Origin of the sequence: Nostoc sp. (assembly GCF_036919495.1) — a bacterium.
Lineage (GTDB): Bacteria > Cyanobacteriota > Cyanobacteriia > Cyanobacteriales > Nostocaceae > Nostoc.
Genome location: NZ_JBALBZ010000212.1, coordinates 80,722 through 95,147 on the forward strand (window position 1 = coordinate 80,722; position 14,426 = coordinate 95,147).

Below are 14,426 nucleotides of genomic sequence, written 5' to 3' on the forward strand. Positions count from 1 at the left end.
AAAAGCATGTACAAAGGCTTCTCTAGATTAAACTGCAAGCCTACTCATATATTCAATCTCAACAACTGGCGTTAATGTCGCTCCTGCCTAAGGAGGTTCACCTCCACAACGTTCATTACCAAAAGCTTGTCGGATTTACTCAGCACGAACGCACTAACTATTTTTTAGAACCAAGCAGAAAAATGGGCATGAGGCATTTGTCAATGTTATTTCTCTTCTGCTTTTTCATCTTCTTCATCCCCCTTATCCTCACAATCCCAATCCCTGTTACCCCTTCGCCCCTAATCTTCAAAGCGTACCCCTAGTTCCCCAGTCAGACCAATCCTGACTGGGGATTGTTTGTTAAGGATTATTACTTAGTTTCTCATAACTGAGACTAAGATAGGTGTCATCTTTTATGTTCTATATTGTCTTGTTCAGGGAACAGGCAATCAAGTTTCAGAGAAAACCAATTTTTAAGGAGAGCGAAATGCTTGACGCTTTTTCTAGAGCTGTAGTTTCAGCAGATGCCAGCACTGCTACCGTATCTGATATTGCTGCCCTCAGAGCCTTCGTTGCTAATGGTAACAGACGTTTGGATGCTGTAAATGCGATCGCTAGTAACGCTAGCTGCATCGTCTCTGATTCTGTTGCTGGAATGATCTGCGAAAACCAAGGTTTGATCCAAGCTGGTGGTAATTGCTATCCTAACCGTCGCATGGCTGCTTGTCTGCGTGATGCTGAAATCATCTTACGCTATGTAACCTACGCTTTATTAGCTGGTGACGCTTCAGTTCTAGATGATCGTTGTTTGAACGGTTTGAAAGAAACCTATGCAGCTCTTGGCGTACCCACCACCTCTACCGTGCGTGCTGTTCAAATCATGAAGGCGTGTGCAGCTGCTCACATTCAAGACACCCCCAGTGAGGCTCGTGCTGGTGCCAAATTACGTAAGATGGGTTCTCCTGTCGTAGAAGATCGCTGCGCTAGCTTAGTTGCTGAATCTTCTAGCTACTTTGATCGCGTAATTTCTGCTCTGAGCTAATTGATTTGCGATTTGCAATTCACTCAACAGATTGACATCCAACACAGTTTAAATTAAAAGCCTTTTGGGAGATTTAAGAAATGAAATCAGTTGTTACCACCGTTATCGCATCAGCAGATGCCGCAGGTCGTTTCCCCAGCACCTCTGATTTAGAATCAGTCCAAGGTTCTATTCAACGTGCATCTGCTCGTTTGGAAGCTGCTGAAAAGCTAGCTAGCAACCTCGATGCAGTTGCAACCGAAGCTTACAACGCTGCTATCAAGAAATATTCTTACTTGAACAACGCTGGTGAAGCTAATTCCACCGATACCTTCAAGTCCAAGTGTGCTCGTGACATCAAGCACTACTTGCGCCTTATTCAGTACAGCTTGGTAGTTGGCGGTACTGGCCCATTGGATGAGTGGGGTATTGCTGGACAACGTGAAGTTTATCGCGCTTTGGGCTTGCCCACTGCTCCTTATGTTGAAGCTTTAAGCTTTGCTCGCAACCGTGGTTGTGCACCTCGTGATATGTCTGCTCAAGCATTGACTGAGTACAATGCTTTACTAGACTACGCTATTAACTCTCTCTCCTAGTTAGTTGCCAAACTTGTCATTTGGTGGCAAGAGTATATTGTGACTCTACAAGCCTGGAGGTTCTTGGCTCTTTGCTTTGCCTGTTAAGGTTGAGTAATGGCAAAGAATCTTCGGGTTTATTTTGTCTTAATAAGATGCGGCAAGTTGATATATATTATGGATAAACGTTTTTTTAATTTTTTTAACCTCACAGAAGACCAGGCGATCGCTCTTTTGGATACGCCGCAAGACCAATTGAGTGAGGATGATTCACGTTATATTGCCGCTTCTCATTTAGTCAATTTTCCCACAGAGCGATCAATTAAGACGCTGATGCGGGCGGTGCAGCAAACTGACCCTTCGTTAGATAACCGCATCGTCCGTCGCAAGTCAGTGGAGACTTTGGGGCGACTGCAAGCTGAGGTAGCTATGCCAGTGATCCGCACCTGTCTTTTTGATGAAGACTGCTACACCGTGGGAAATGCTGTTTGGGCGATCGGTGAAATTGGTACTCAAGACCCTGACATATTAGAAGATGTGGCTCAATTGCTGGACAAACCAGGGCAAACCTACCGTGTAATCATCCACACACTAGCAAAGTTTAATTATCAACCTGCCCTGGAACGAATTCGCAAATTTGTAGATGATACCGATCCACCGACAGCCAGTGCGGCAATGGCCGCAGTTTGCCGTTTAACTGGCGACTATTCCCAGATGGGAAAAGTAGTGGCAATGTTACAACACCCAAATGTGTTAGGACGGCGGTTGTCTATCCAAGATTTAATGGATGCCCGTTACTATGATGCAATACCTTATATTGCCCGATGTCCAGTATCTTTGGTGTTTCGGCTGCGAGGAATTCGGACTTTGGCAGAAGCCGGAATCACTGCCGGAGCAATTACTTTTGCCACGATTCAACCTTATTTAGAGCAGACGTTATACGACCATCCAAATGATCTGAGTTTGGTGCATAGTTACCCAAGCCCTCCTAGTTTATCAGTTCTGATTCGAGGGTTGTATGAAACAGACTTTGGGCGCTGTTATTTGGCAGCTAAAACAATACTTGACTATCACGCCGATGCTGCTCCTGATGCTTTGTTTGCTACCTACGCCGAAGAAGCAAATAATGATTATGGTGCCCACTTCCATGTAATTAAGTTATTCGGTTGGTTGAAACACGCCCCAGCTTACAATTTAATAGTTGAAGGTTTGCATAACAAACAACCACAGTTTCAAAAATCACGGGCAGCAGCAGCGATCGCTCTTGGTGAACTGGGTGAAGCACGGGCAATTCCTGAACTTAAAGCCTGTCTAGAAACCAAAATTTGGGATCTCAAGTATGCGGCGTTGATGGCGCTGGAAAAACTTGGTGATACCAGTGGTTATGAACAAGTCACTAACGATGATGATTGGCTGATTTGTGAAAAAGCCAAGTCAACCCCTAGGGGGAATTAAAAATTAAAAATTAAAAATTAATCTTCGACCCATTCCTGTTCAAGAACCACTGCACATTAATTGCACATTTTTGATAATTTATTAAAATCTTGTTATGTCCATAGAAGAACTATTCCAACAACTGAAACACCCTAACCCCCACTTACGCGACCAAGCAATGTGGGAATTGGCTGAGAATCCCGATGAGACAACTATTCCCCGGTTGATGAGTATTCTCAATGAAGAAGATACCACCTATCGACGAGCTGCCGTCAAAGCTCTAGGCGCGATCGGCCCTGATGCAGTGATTCCTCTAGTTGAAGCTTTGCTCAATAGTGATAATGTTACCGTCCGGGGAAGTGCCGCCAAAGCACTGGCACAAGTCGCCATTAATCATCCAGATGTTCCTTTTGCAGCTGAAGGTGTGCAGGGTTTAACGACTGCTCTTAATGACCCCAATCCTGTAGTGAATATTGCAGCTGTCATGGCCTTAGGTGAAATTGGTTCTCCCGTGGTGGATGTTTTGATTGAAGCATTGCAAACCACAGACAACCCAGCGCTGGCAATCTCTATCGTGAATGCCCTTGGCTCAATTGGCGATCGCCGCGGTGTGGAAGTGCTACAATCCCTCATCCAGGATGAATCCACCGACTCCTATGTACGCGAGTCTGCCACTAGTGCATTATCTCGCCTAGAGATGATGGTGAAGTTTCAGCGAGGAGAAAAATAATACCCACAGGAGGAAAAACTTACCAATCATCTGCTTTAGACTGGCGTTCAATTTGCGCGATCGCTAGTTTAGCTAGAACCCGCACAACCTCTTGTTCATCATTAAGTAGCGGCTGTAATGATTCTAATGCACTGCGATCGCCAATTTTACCAAGAGAATTGATTGCTGCCTTCCTCACATCTAAATCAGTATCTTGAATTGCCAAAATTAAATGCGGCACAGAGGGAGGATAATTTACTTGTCCCAAGGCTGCGGCTGCTTCAGTGCGGATAAGCGCTTCTGGATCGGTCAGAGCAGAAACTAGAAGGTTGCAGGATTTTTCGTCTGACTGCTCTTGCGCCACATGACCAAGGGCGCCGATGACAGCACATCGGACATCCAAAGAAGCGGAATTCAATGCTTTGTATAGATGCTCTGCTGCTTCCGATCCAATAAATGCCAACGCCCATGCGGCAAGACCTTTAATATCCTGTGGATGCTTGTCTGAGGCTAAAATTTCCAGCAACGCTGGTACAGAGGCTTCTCCTGTTCTGGCTAAAGCCCCGGCGGCTGAACTTCTAACTACCCTATCTTCATCATTTAGAAAAGCATGAAGCAAGTCTGGCACAGCACACGGGTCAGAGATGATAGTGAGTGTCTTGGCAGCGGCCCGTCGCACAACTACATTGGAATGATTTGCCAGTGCTTCCACGAGAAATGGCGTTGCTGCTTCACCAATTTCACCCAAGGTTTCGGCAAACCGCAGTCGCACCATTCCCCGTGGATCTCCTAAACCCTCCACTAATTGTTTAAGAACTTTGTGATCTGTAGAATCGAAGGTTTCTAGTGTAATCTGCTCATTTACCCTCTGAACCAGATCATCATTTTCAGCTTGCACTCGCAGGATGAGATCATCCACTGCTGAAGCTTTGGAGTTGAGCGATTGACTCATGACAAATTCCCTATCACCGTTATTGTTAAATGCTCTAGTACAGGTTCGCGCAAATAAACCTACCGTTTTATTACAGCCAGAAAGCCTAAAATTAAAGCCTTTTGACTTTTGACCGTCGCTTCCCTCCAATTAAAAATTGAAAATGTAAAACTAAAAATTGAGAAAAATTCCTAAATTTTTAATTTTTAATTCTTAATTTTTAATTTCCCGAAGGGGTACTAGTTACCAGATGTCAGAGTAGATTGCTGCTGTCGTAGTGACTCAAGAGTTGCATCTAGCTGGGTAAGCTGAGGTTGCAGGCTAGCAAGTGCTTGTGCCTTCATAATTTTGGCGCGTTGCGCCATTGACAAGGTATCATTAACCAGGCGTTCCCGATACTCTTCTAATTCAGCGATCGCTTCTGTAAGTTCTTCAAGGCTGGTTTGAGCGCTTGAGGTGAGTTCTGTAGTATCAGCCATATCCGTTGTGTTTCCTAAAAGTAGATTTAAAATGCCCATGTTCGATTTTCTCAGATTCAGTCATCAACGGACAAACCTTTTCGATTATCCTGGTTCTACCTTTAATACCAACTTTGGATAAGTAATCTTGTTTCAAACTTATAAAAGAGTTTATTCATCAAGATTTTCAATTCCATTATCTAAAATCTAAAATTGGTAAGCTTACCTAATAGCTGATGCCAGCTTTCTTTCCAAATCGAATAAAAACCCGTGGATATATTCTTCTGTCCACTCAGCACCGTAAAAACGGGTGAACATTCCCCGTGCTGGGTCTTTTTCGGCTCGATAGCGGAGATAACGTAGTTGAGCTTGCTCAATTTCTGCTAAATATTTGGAGTCGGTTATCGGTTGCGCCTGGTCAACAAAATCCAGGTAGGCTTGTAGATAGTCTTTAAAGGCTGCAAATACATGGGTTTCCACTACCTGAGTTTCCTGGGGACGCGTCCAGAGAAAGGCGGGTGAGAAAAAGGGCTGGGCTTCTTCGGGAAAGTCGCCCCCCCAAGGTAGATGCTGCTGATGTGCGTGAAAAGTTGGCAGGATAGGCTGGGTATACTTCGCCTGATACTCCAAATCATCCCGAAATAGGGGTTGCATATCGAGGGCAATTAAGTGCCCTCCTGGCAAGGTAACTAAATCTGCGCCAAAAAAGGGCAAATCGTAATTCAGATGGGGGAAAATAACGAAATTTAATACCTGAAGTGAGTTACCCCCTTGGACATGGGCGGCTCGGATTTGCCGGAGTTTGGTAGTTTGATAGGCATAGCTAGTCGTTAAGACCTCTTGTTGATGTTTACCTTTGCCCACTGTTGCTTGCTTCGACTCAAACCCTTCAGGAATTGCATAAGGCTGCAAATTCAAACGTTCTTGCAAAAGCGCGATCGCGTAATCTAAAAATGGCTGATAGAGAGTCAATGTTGCTTTGCTCCGAATTCAAAATTAATAATCACCATATTCTGTTGTGGTGATCTAGATTTAAATCACTATTTGGCTGCATTAGCTACTAATGGCACAGCATCCTCAAACAAAAATTCATGCAAAAATCGTTCTGACCATTGATGTCCAAAGTAGCTACTGAACAAACCAGATGCAGGATCGCGCTCGGCACTATATTGATCGTAGTCTTTTTGGGCTTTGACAATCCGTTGAATGTCTGACTGGTCGCTCAGAGGTTTAGCTTGGACTAGCATCTGCCAGTACAAATTCAGATAGTCTTTGAATGCCTCAAAGACCCTCGTTTTTACTGTTTCTGCATCGGTTTTGGCAAATAAGAGATATTTTGAGAAGTACTGATTAGCATCGTAAAATTTCATTTCCAAGCCTTGTGCCAAGTCTGGATACTTATCATGCAATGTCTGCAATGGATGTATGTACTTCTTCAAGTAAGCTTCATCTTGAAATAAAGGCTGGAAATCCATCACAATCAGGTTTTTCACTTGACCAAAAGAGAGAAAATCAATGCCGAGTAAGGGCAACTCATAGTTATGACTGGGATAAATCACACTATTAAGAATCTGGGCACTTGCGCCTGCATCAATGTATGTATAGCGGATTTTCCGTAACTGTGGGCACTGATAGCACCAACTCTGAATTGTGGCGGGATTTCTGCCGCGATCGCTCACCTGATACTCTAGTCCTGGGGGAATTGGGCGACTCTCTAATGTAAACCGTTGCAAAAGCCATTGTTCCAGATGCTCAAGGAAGCACTTATACATAAAATTTAGAGATTAATTTGCCTTAACCCCAGAGAATACGGGATTTCCAGATTCGCCGTCTCGAATATGTTAAACAAAGTAACGATCCTTAACGTTAGGATTAGGCGATGGTGCAATACCTATTGATGGCGATCGCCAGAATGATTGCCTAGAAACGATAGCAAGCCTTTCAAAATTATGAGCGACCAGACGATCAAACGGATGCTCTAGATAAATTGTGTTGCACCATTTGTGCTAAATTCGCCTCAGTTAAATAGCGTCGTTCAGAACAATAGGTCATCAAATACACTCCATTCATCATCCGCACTGTGCTAACGCGCACCCGAAAATCATCGGTCATGAACCAGCAGCGTTCCTGACCTTGGTTGGTTTCATATTCGGTATCGATGGTTAAAATGCCATCTTGTCCAAACCAGTAACGGCTAACTACCGGAATTTTTTCCACATAGCCTTGGTTACGAAGCAATTTTCCCGATCGCCCTGTTTCATCATCTGGTACATCAATTAAGACAGCGACACGATCCTGATTGGGTTCTTGATCGTCGTCATGTTCTTGCCACATAAAGGTAGCACCTCCCTTAGCACTAGCTGGATCGATACCTTGCGGTAGGCAGATTGTTTTTATCCGTGGGTCATCAAGTGCGATCGCGCCTACATAAAGCTTTGATTCTCCTGATTGATCCGGCACCGTATCAAAGTGATGCACTGTGCGCTGGGTAAACCAGACCCCTTCACTCTTACGGAAAAACTCCATCATGGTCATTGGTGGTACAAAAGGCATAGCTGATCCCCCTAATGATTGTAGATAGGTCGCGGTACAATACCCCTAAATAATCTCACGATTTCAACTCATGATCAGCAGGGATCAGAAGACACCCCAAGAGGTTTTGGCTGTCCTCAAGGCAGGATTTGCTTTAACTCAAGAAGATTTATATCAATTCAACCTTAGTGGTTTAGAACTGCAAGGAGCTAATTTGCATCAAGCTACTTTGATTCGAGCGAATCTCAGCAAAGCGGATCTCAGTGCTGCCGATCTCAGTGGCGCTGATTTACGGGCAGCCGATCTGTGCCAAGCGATTTTAAGGGATGCCAATTTACAGGCAGCTTGTTTGTACCGAGTTGATCTGAGTGGCGCAGATTTACGAGGAGCTATTTTGACCGACACCAAGCTGCTAGGGGCAATATATGATAGCCAAACTCTGTTTCCCGAAGGCTTTAATTACAAATCCTCTGGGGCGATTGGGCCAAATGCCTATTTGAATGGTGCCCAGCTGAATACAGCCAACTTGCGTCATGCTGATTTGCAAGGTGCAAGTATGTTGGGAGCATATTTAGGGGGGGCTGATTTAACTCATGCTAATCTTCAGGGAGCGCGGCTAAGTCAGGCTGACTTGCGGAAAGCCTGGTTGGCAGGAGTATCTTTACGCAATGCTCGGTTAAATGGAGCCAACCTCGCAGGAGCTGATTTACGAGCAGCAGATTTGACTGGCGTTGATTTCGAGCATCTGGAAAGCATTGCGGGAGCAGATTTTACTCATGTTCAAGGGCTAAGTGACGAAATGCGATCGCGCCTCCTTAGCCAACCGGCACAAGAGTTAGATACACCCCATGCTTTAACCCGTCGCACCACACGCGCCAGTTTAGAAACTAAGTAGATAACTATCGTTGGGATAAGGCAAGGGGCAGGGGGCAGGGGGCAGGGGGCAGGGGGAAAAAGAGTTTTAGCCTTGTTGACTTTTATTCACACAGTTTGGGTTTATTGTTATGAAAATTTGAGAATGGGGGCAAAGAGGACAAGCAAGATAAACAACTCAAAGTTATCTCCTATTCCCTATTGCCCATTCCTTATTCCCCATTATCTTCTTAAGATTTAGTAGCTGTCCAGTCTTTTTTCAGCAACGCCAGAAAGGTAGCAATTCCTTTAGAAAATCCTTGGGGGTCGGGTAGAACATACTGCGGAAATTCTTCATACGGCCGCCACGGCTCTGAAGAATTATGCCGCAGGTGCAAAACGCGATCGTCCCCTTCCAATTTCCAGATCATTTGACCGCCGGTGGGAATTTCAGCCATTTGTTTCTCCTATGGTGCAAACAATAATACTCAGTCACAGTTTGCTCTTTCCCAATTCTGACAGTCTAAATATTAATTTATGTCAAGATTGCTACAAAATTTCTAGACTTTTGTGTTGAATTGCTGTAAGAGCATGGATAAATTATAGGTGTTCATCACTGAGTTAGGCATAACTCAAAGAAATAGTTTTTTCTCCACTTAGTGGTAGAGTTAGCCCCAACTCTTGGAGACGCTGTTCTCGTTCGGGGAAGTCAAAAGTCAAAAGTCATTTTCCCCTGCCCCCTGCCCCGTTGTCCCCCTGCTCCTCAAGAGATTAAATTTTCCATTGCCGCCCCCACCACCCGATGATCGGCATCCTGTCTCAGTTGCGCCAGGGCTTCCTTGGCTTCAGGAGTATTAAAGTGCTTCAGGGCATAAGCAACTCGTACCCGAATATATTCATACTCAGAATTTTTCAGGTTTAAGAGTTGGGACAAAGCTACCTCAGACTGACGGGAAGTCGCCAATGACCCCAGCGCATCTATAGATGCTTCCTGGACTGCGGCATCGTCACCTTCTAACCCCAGAATACAAACCTCTACAACTTCTTCAGGGCAATCCATTTCTACCAAGGCTGCCAAAATACTCCGACGTACCAACCAGTGATCGTCTCGTAAAAATGTCTGCACTAGATGAGAGGCTGAAATTCTGCCAAACAAGGACAGGGAATTAGATGCTTCTGCGCGGACATTTGGGGTGTTATCAAATTTCATAATTCGCAACAGAGCAGCAAAGGATTCTGAGGTTTTTTGCTTACCTAACTCCCTAGCAACAAAGGTTCGCACCAGAAACTCTGGGTCTTGGATATGGCGATTGAGCAAAGGAAAAGCGATATCCACCGGATAATCTTGCAGGGCAGAGATCGCCTTCAGGCGGTATTGAAAATCCGAGTTTTGCAGATCGGTTTCGATTTGACTGAGATCCATAGAATTGACAATCTGAAATTAAGTTACAGTTTCAAACCCTTCTCAAAGCCCTTCAGGAATGGGAAAGCGTTCTCCTTTTAGGTAAGCGGCGAAGTGCTGCCTAAAGTACAGTGTACTGGTCATATTTGGTTCGTTACTCTGGTCAGGTGTAAATTCATATATCGGCACTTGTTCGCGAATCAGTTGAATCAGGTTGGGATGGAGTTGTTCAAAGGATTCAACCCGAGTCGTTGTTGTCTCAAATCGTAAGCGGGCTGGATGACCATAGCCCAGTTTCATCCAGGGTAACCAGGGACAGTCTCGCGCCCAGGTGGCTGGAGGAAGATCCTTCACCCCTGGCCGGGAAATGTGACTGGTGAAGTATTCTGTCCCATTAAAGGTTTCACCGGGACAATAATCTCGGTATTTGGGATCTGCTGCTAATGGATGAGGATAGCTCAGGGGAATTTCTACGACAGAGTTAACATAGTCTTGTCCTTTGGGAATCACCGTGATTTTCGGTCGAACAGCCCCCTGCACTATGCGATTGGCAATATGCACGATCGCTACAGCAGAACGAGTGGAATCGGGTTGCCATGTATGCAGGATTTCTTGGGTCTGCGGATCGCAAAATAGACCTAACTCCCGATTGATCCGGTAACCTACCTGTTCAAACTCAGGATCGGGATGAATGAAAACCTTGGTTGCATTCATCCCAATAATCGAGAATAATTTCTCCCGTTGGCGGTCGCCTGCCTCTTGCCACCAGACTTCTCCCTCCCAGCGATAGTAAAGCTGCTGACCATGATGCTTTCTATAGAAATCTAGATTATTAACTGTGTAGTCTTCTGAGTTGTTCATAGTTTGCCTTTTGAGTTTCCTAACAATTTACCGCTACAGTGTTACTAACTAGCCCTGCTGAATATTTGACAAAGGGCAGGATTTCTACTTTTCAACTAGTCTATTAATAGTTTTGACTATGACTCAGCCACAATTGAGCGAAAAAGTTTGAGAACTGATTCAAAAAGCAAGGATTGTCAGTTTTGCTACTTGGCAAAATACCCATCCAGCAGAGGCTATTCAGCTATTCCAGGCGGCTGACGATCGAGGACACTATCTTACTGATGAAGATTTGCAGCAGATTCAACAGCTTATATCAACAAATACAGGACTCGTTGCCGTAAATAAGGGGTTACGCGATCGCGTCCATGAAATCGTAGATGAAGCCAGAACCCACGTATTGGCTACATTTCCTAATATCACTCAACCCGGTGGTGGACTCTACCCAGCAGTGAGAGCAGATGCCTGCTGGCGTGATTTCTGGCACTTCTTACGCTGTATTACTTACGGCATCGCCGGACAGCACACCGACTATACTAGTGCCGAAGGATTGCACTATATGCAACTGTTGTATCAAGAATTGCAAGTACCTTTAGATGCAATGGTTGTAGGGTTAGAAGGTATTAAAACTGCCAGTTTAAAGCGAGTGGAACCCAAGCAGCAAGCAATCGTTGCTCCCTACTTCGATCATCTGATTGAGCAATTAAAGCAATTTCGCTAATTGTTGGTGCGATCGCTTTGCCAACGTCTTCGGCGGACACTTTAGGCATCAATTCCCCAATTGCTGTTTAAGCTTAGAATCCCCGCACTTGAGGGGCGGGGAATATGCCGAGTGATGTATTTGTGAAATGTTTATTCGCAAATACATATCGGTGGAATTTTCAAGCTACATAGTCAAAAAGCATAGTGGTCATGTAACGATCTGCCCACTCTTCACCAAAGGATTTCTCTAGAACTCGCCGAGTTTTATCGTTTTGTTGCTGCTTGGTACAGTAATTTCGTTGTCCTGCCAGAACCTTGGAGATGTCAAGATTTGATGTCAAAGGTGTCTGTTGACTAGCAATCTGACAATGAATGGTTAAAAATTCCCGAACTCGATTGAGAAACCTATCTTCTTCTTGAGAGTTCCCTGGACGGACAAATAGACAAAATTCTGAAAAGATATCGCCCCATTCTGGTAAAGCCCGTGGTTGGGAAAACTCAAGCCCAGACAAAACAGACAATTGTTGAGAATAGCTTGGCGGTAGGGTGCGATCGCTACTGACTGGAGATAAATCAGCGATCGCCGCACTAATTCCGCCTCGCCCGCCAACCAAATCTGTGCCAAAAATCGGCAAGGCATATTCGGGATTAGGGAACATTACACAGTGCAGAATATCTAATCCATTGCCAACCTGAGCTAATTCTAAATGCAGTTTGCGAAATTGCAAAGCTTGGTAGCAATGATTTTCAATGATCAACCGTTCACCTTCCAAATGTCCCTCGACGTAGCCTAAACCTTCTGGGACAGAGTAAGGGGAGATATCGAGATGCTGTTGCCAAATTTCTTCAATGGAATCCGCTAATCTGTGGATTAAGGGATGCTGACGGGTTCTTAACGACGTTTGCATAGAGTTCAACATACGCTTCTCTTTGAGAATAGAATTAATATTTACCTTGGCGTATAGTTTGTGCAAAATTTGTGCAGTCTTGAGGGATTGGGGATTGGGGATGAGGCAGGGGAGAAATGCCCCACAAAAATCAACTTGCCCAAGCCTTAACTCTTTGTAACCGTTGCAGAATTCGGTTAGCTAGTTCGACTGCTTTAACGGGTTTACACAGATAATCGTCAGCACCAACAGTAAAAGCTTGATTCTGATTGGCGGAATCTGTCAGCACACTTAGAAATAAAACTGGCAAACGCTGCCAATGAGGGTCACTGCGGAGAATCTGGCAGAGTTCAAATCCGTTGATCTGTGGCATATTGACATCTAATACTAGGGCATCGGGGGTGACAGCTTCCAGTACTGTCCAAAATTGTTGCGGATCGGCAAGGGTTGTGACTTGAAATCCCCAGGGTTTCAGCAGGGTGGGAAGAGTGTGTAACCAGTCTTGATCGTCATCGAGAATCATCACCTTCTTTGTTATTTGAGTCCCGCGCAACAAGTTTACTGCTGTGTCAATCACCTGTTCAGGAGGAATTGGTGCTGTCAAAAACAGTTTTCCGCCCCGCCGCATTACTTCCAAGCGATCGCACAATTCACTGCGATCGCTAATCACGACAATTGGCAAGCCAGGGTAACGCTGGGTTAATATCTGCAATTCCCAAAAGTTATTTACTTGGTGAGTATGGGGTTGGGATGGAATTGAGGGAAAATGTAACAGTATGATATCAGGATTTTGGTCTAAGCTATCAAAAACTGAATCTCTTGTGAGCAAAACTTTAGCCATATTCTCCAGCATCGGCGCAATCTGAATGCGAATTCCCCGGCTTGCCGCCACAGCTTCTAAGGACTGGTTAAACTCGATATCCGAACTCACAATCAGTAAAAGCGGTGATTGCCCATTGGGAACCTGAGACAATTGAATCAGTGTAGTCTGCTCAATCTCTTGCTGGAGAGCCATCACCAGGGTTTTCATCAACGGCGCGTGTTTCGGTTGTAGCGGTTCTCGACCACCCAACCAATACTCTAACTGCCGTGCGGTGTGCATTGTTTTGCTTAACCCAAAGATTCCCAGAGTCCCCGCCAGTTTGTGAGCAACTTGTTGTGCCTGTGCTTGTTGTTGGGGTTTTAGCTGATTTGTTTGTAAGTCTCTGACAACTTGTAACAAAATTGTCATCTGGTCAAGACTTTTCGGTTTTGTAGTTTTCCAAGTTTCGTTGAGAAAAGCCAGGTATTGTTGTTGGGAATCGCCAGGAGGACTATACTTTGGCGAATCACTCAACGTTTTTAGAGATACAGCTATTTGAGAGTCACCCGTAGTATTATTTACAGCAGGTATCACCAATTGAGTAGTTGATTCTTCTGTGCTTGCTGCTTTTAAGTAGTAACCGCGCCCATGCATGGTAGCGATAAAATCATGAGGCGCACCGACTGCAACTAACTTGTGTCGCACTCGACGGATATGGGAACGGACTGTTGCCTCAGATGGAAAATCTTCTGAAGACCATAATCTGTCTAGAAGTTGTTCGCTACTAAAAACATGCTGACAGTTCCGCAGCAAAAGTTCTAGCAAATCATATTCCATTGTCGTCAGCTTCAGGGGGCGGCTATTGTAAGTCACTTCACAAGTACTAGGGTTAAGGAGCAAATCCCTCCAAGTCAGTAAAGGAAAGGGATTGTTACTTCCCCGCCTCAGCAATGCCCGAATCCTGGCAATCAGTTCTATGGTCTCGAAAGGTTTTACAACATAGTCATCTGCACCTGCATCCAATCCCTGCACTTTGGCGGTAATGTTATCTTGAGCCGTAAGTAACAGAATTGGGACGGTGTATCCCTCTGTCCGCAGACGCTTGCATAAGCTAATGCCATCCAATTTTGGCAGCATGATATCCAGTACAATCAAGTCATACTCAAAGGTAGAGCCATAAGTCCAACCCATTTCTCCATCTTTGACTACATCTACAACGTAGTGATGGGTTGCCAGATTTCTAGTCAGGATTTTAATTAATAAATCGTCATCATCCACAAGCAAGATTTTCATTGATGC

At 44.8% G+C, this 14,426-nt stretch carries 16 protein-coding genes; 6 read left to right on the forward strand and 10 right to left on the reverse strand.

Annotation, left to right across the window (positions count from 1 at the left end):
- Nucleotides 1-469: 469 nt before the first annotated feature.
- From cpeB to V7K25_RS30400, 4 genes are all read left to right on the forward strand, one after another.
- On the forward strand, nt 470-1,024 hold the full coding sequence (cpeB, locus tag V7K25_RS30385) for a C-phycoerythrin subunit beta (RefSeq protein ID WP_335163446.1): 555 nt from the start codon (nt 470-472) through the stop codon (nt 1,022-1,024).
- A gap of 80 nt (nt 1,025-1,104) precedes the next feature.
- Entirely contained in the window at nt 1,105-1,599 is a 495-nt protein-coding gene (cpeA, locus tag V7K25_RS30390) for a C-phycoerythrin subunit alpha (protein WP_335163448.1), read from the forward strand.
- A 156-nt stretch (nt 1,600-1,755) separates the two neighbouring features.
- Nucleotides 1,756-3,033: a HEAT repeat domain-containing protein gene (locus tag V7K25_RS30395; RefSeq protein WP_335163450.1), complete on the forward strand. Its 1,278-nt coding sequence runs from the start codon at nt 1,756-1,758 to the stop codon at nt 3,031-3,033.
- Between the two features lie 94 nt (nt 3,034-3,127).
- Nucleotides 3,128-3,742, forward strand: a complete 615-nt coding sequence (locus V7K25_RS30400) for a HEAT repeat domain-containing protein (RefSeq protein ID WP_335163452.1) — start codon at nt 3,128-3,130, stop codon at nt 3,740-3,742.
- Nucleotides 3,743-3,761: 19 nt separating this feature from the next.
- Here V7K25_RS30400 and V7K25_RS30405 read toward each other — a convergent pair whose 3' ends face one another.
- From V7K25_RS30405 to V7K25_RS30425, 5 genes are all read right to left on the reverse strand, one after another.
- Nucleotides 3,762-4,673 (reverse strand): HEAT repeat domain-containing protein, encoded by a 912-nt coding sequence (locus tag V7K25_RS30405; protein WP_335163454.1) that lies wholly within the window; start codon nt 4,671-4,673, stop codon nt 3,762-3,764.
- Between the two features lie 218 nt (nt 4,674-4,891).
- Nucleotides 4,892-5,170: a hypothetical protein gene (locus V7K25_RS30410; protein WP_335163456.1), complete on the reverse strand. Its 279-nt coding sequence runs from the start codon at nt 5,168-5,170 to the stop codon at nt 4,892-4,894.
- 162 nt (nt 5,171-5,332) lie between these two features.
- Nucleotides 5,333-6,082 carry a phycoerythrobilin:ferredoxin oxidoreductase gene (locus V7K25_RS30415; RefSeq protein WP_335163458.1) on the reverse strand — a complete coding sequence of 250 codons (750 nt, stop codon included), beginning with the start codon at nt 6,080-6,082 and terminating at the stop codon, nt 5,333-5,335.
- Between the two features lie 68 nt (nt 6,083-6,150).
- A complete protein-coding gene (locus tag V7K25_RS30420) occupies nt 6,151-6,882 on the reverse strand; it encodes a 15,16-dihydrobiliverdin:ferredoxin oxidoreductase (protein ID WP_335163460.1) in 732 nt (243 codons plus the stop codon).
- A 193-nt stretch (nt 6,883-7,075) separates the two neighbouring features.
- The gene (locus tag V7K25_RS30425) at nt 7,076-7,663 is read right to left on the reverse strand and encodes a phycobiliprotein lyase (protein ID WP_335163462.1); all 588 of its coding nucleotides are present in this window, start codon (nt 7,661-7,663) and stop codon (nt 7,076-7,078) included.
- Between the two features lie 70 nt (nt 7,664-7,733).
- Here V7K25_RS30425 and V7K25_RS30430 point away from each other — a divergent pair, with 70 nt between their 5' ends.
- A complete protein-coding gene (locus tag V7K25_RS30430) occupies nt 7,734-8,537 on the forward strand; it encodes a pentapeptide repeat-containing protein (protein WP_335163464.1) in 804 nt (267 codons plus the stop codon).
- Nucleotides 8,538-8,745: 208 nt separating this feature from the next.
- Here V7K25_RS30430 and V7K25_RS30435 read toward each other — a convergent pair whose 3' ends face one another.
- The 3 genes from V7K25_RS30435 to V7K25_RS30445 form a co-directional block, all read right to left on the reverse strand.
- Complete coding sequence (locus tag V7K25_RS30435) at nt 8,746-8,952, reverse strand: hypothetical protein (protein ID WP_335163466.1); 207 nt, start codon at nt 8,950-8,952, stop codon at nt 8,746-8,748.
- Nucleotides 8,953-9,257: 305 nt separating this feature from the next.
- On the reverse strand, nt 9,258-9,917 hold the full coding sequence (locus V7K25_RS30440; RefSeq protein ID WP_335163468.1) for a HEAT repeat domain-containing protein: 660 nt from the start codon (nt 9,915-9,917) through the stop codon (nt 9,258-9,260).
- Nucleotides 9,918-9,959: 42 nt separating this feature from the next.
- A complete protein-coding gene (locus tag V7K25_RS30445; protein ID WP_335163470.1) occupies nt 9,960-10,757 on the reverse strand; it encodes a DUF1838 family protein in 798 nt (265 codons plus the stop codon).
- 217 nt (nt 10,758-10,974) lie between these two features.
- On the opposite strand from V7K25_RS30445, the gene V7K25_RS30450 reads away from it, so the two are divergent.
- The gene (locus V7K25_RS30450; protein WP_335163570.1) at nt 10,975-11,457 is read left to right on the forward strand and encodes a phycobilisome protein; all 483 of its coding nucleotides are present in this window, start codon (nt 10,975-10,977) and stop codon (nt 11,455-11,457) included.
- 160 nt (nt 11,458-11,617) lie between these two features.
- Here the strand turns inward: V7K25_RS30450 and V7K25_RS30455 are convergent, their stop codons facing one another.
- The gene (locus V7K25_RS30455; protein WP_335163472.1) at nt 11,618-12,358 is read right to left on the reverse strand and encodes a phycocyanobilin:ferredoxin oxidoreductase; all 741 of its coding nucleotides are present in this window, start codon (nt 12,356-12,358) and stop codon (nt 11,618-11,620) included.
- Nucleotides 12,359-12,476: 118 nt separating this feature from the next.
- Nucleotides 12,477-14,420, reverse strand: a complete 1,944-nt coding sequence (locus tag V7K25_RS30460) for a response regulator (protein WP_335163474.1) — start codon at nt 14,418-14,420, stop codon at nt 12,477-12,479.
- Between the last annotated feature and the right edge of the window lie 6 nt (nt 14,421-14,426).

Bases quoted from the DNA above. Each gene is read 5' to 3' on its own strand.
- V7K25_RS30440 (WP_335163468.1), bottom strand. From the start codon at position 9,917: ATGGATCTCAGTCAAATCGAAACCGATCTGCAAAACTCGGATTTTCAA.
- V7K25_RS30430 (WP_335163464.1), top strand. From the start codon at position 7,734: ATGATCAGCAGGGATCAGAAGACACCCCAAGAGGTTTTGGCTGTCCTC.
- V7K25_RS30455 (WP_335163472.1), bottom strand. From the start codon at position 12,358: ATGTTGAACTCTATGCAAACGTCGTTAAGAACCCGTCAGCATCCCTTA.
- V7K25_RS30425 (WP_335163462.1), bottom strand. From the start codon at position 7,663: ATGCCTTTTGTACCACCAATGACCATGATGGAGTTTTTCCGTAAGAGT.
- V7K25_RS30420 (WP_335163460.1), bottom strand. From the start codon at position 6,882: ATGTATAAGTGCTTCCTTGAGCATCTGGAACAATGGCTTTTGCAACGG.
- V7K25_RS30435 (WP_335163466.1), bottom strand. From the start codon at position 8,952: ATGGCTGAAATTCCCACCGGCGGTCAAATGATCTGGAAATTGGAAGGG.
- V7K25_RS30445 (WP_335163470.1), bottom strand. From the start codon at position 10,757: ATGAACAACTCAGAAGACTACACAGTTAATAATCTAGATTTCTATAGA.
- V7K25_RS30460 (WP_335163474.1), bottom strand. From the start codon at position 14,420: ATGAAAATCTTGCTTGTGGATGATGACGATTTATTAATTAAAATCCTG.
- V7K25_RS30395 (WP_335163450.1), top strand. From the start codon at position 1,756: ATGGATAAACGTTTTTTTAATTTTTTTAACCTCACAGAAGACCAGGCG.
- cpeA (WP_335163448.1), top strand. From the start codon at position 1,105: ATGAAATCAGTTGTTACCACCGTTATCGCATCAGCAGATGCCGCAGGT.
- cpeB (WP_335163446.1), top strand. From the start codon at position 470: ATGCTTGACGCTTTTTCTAGAGCTGTAGTTTCAGCAGATGCCAGCACT.
- V7K25_RS30400 (WP_335163452.1), top strand. From the start codon at position 3,128: ATGTCCATAGAAGAACTATTCCAACAACTGAAACACCCTAACCCCCAC.
- V7K25_RS30405 (WP_335163454.1), bottom strand. From the start codon at position 4,673: ATGAGTCAATCGCTCAACTCCAAAGCTTCAGCAGTGGATGATCTCATC.
- V7K25_RS30410 (WP_335163456.1), bottom strand. From the start codon at position 5,170: ATGGGCATTTTAAATCTACTTTTAGGAAACACAACGGATATGGCTGAT.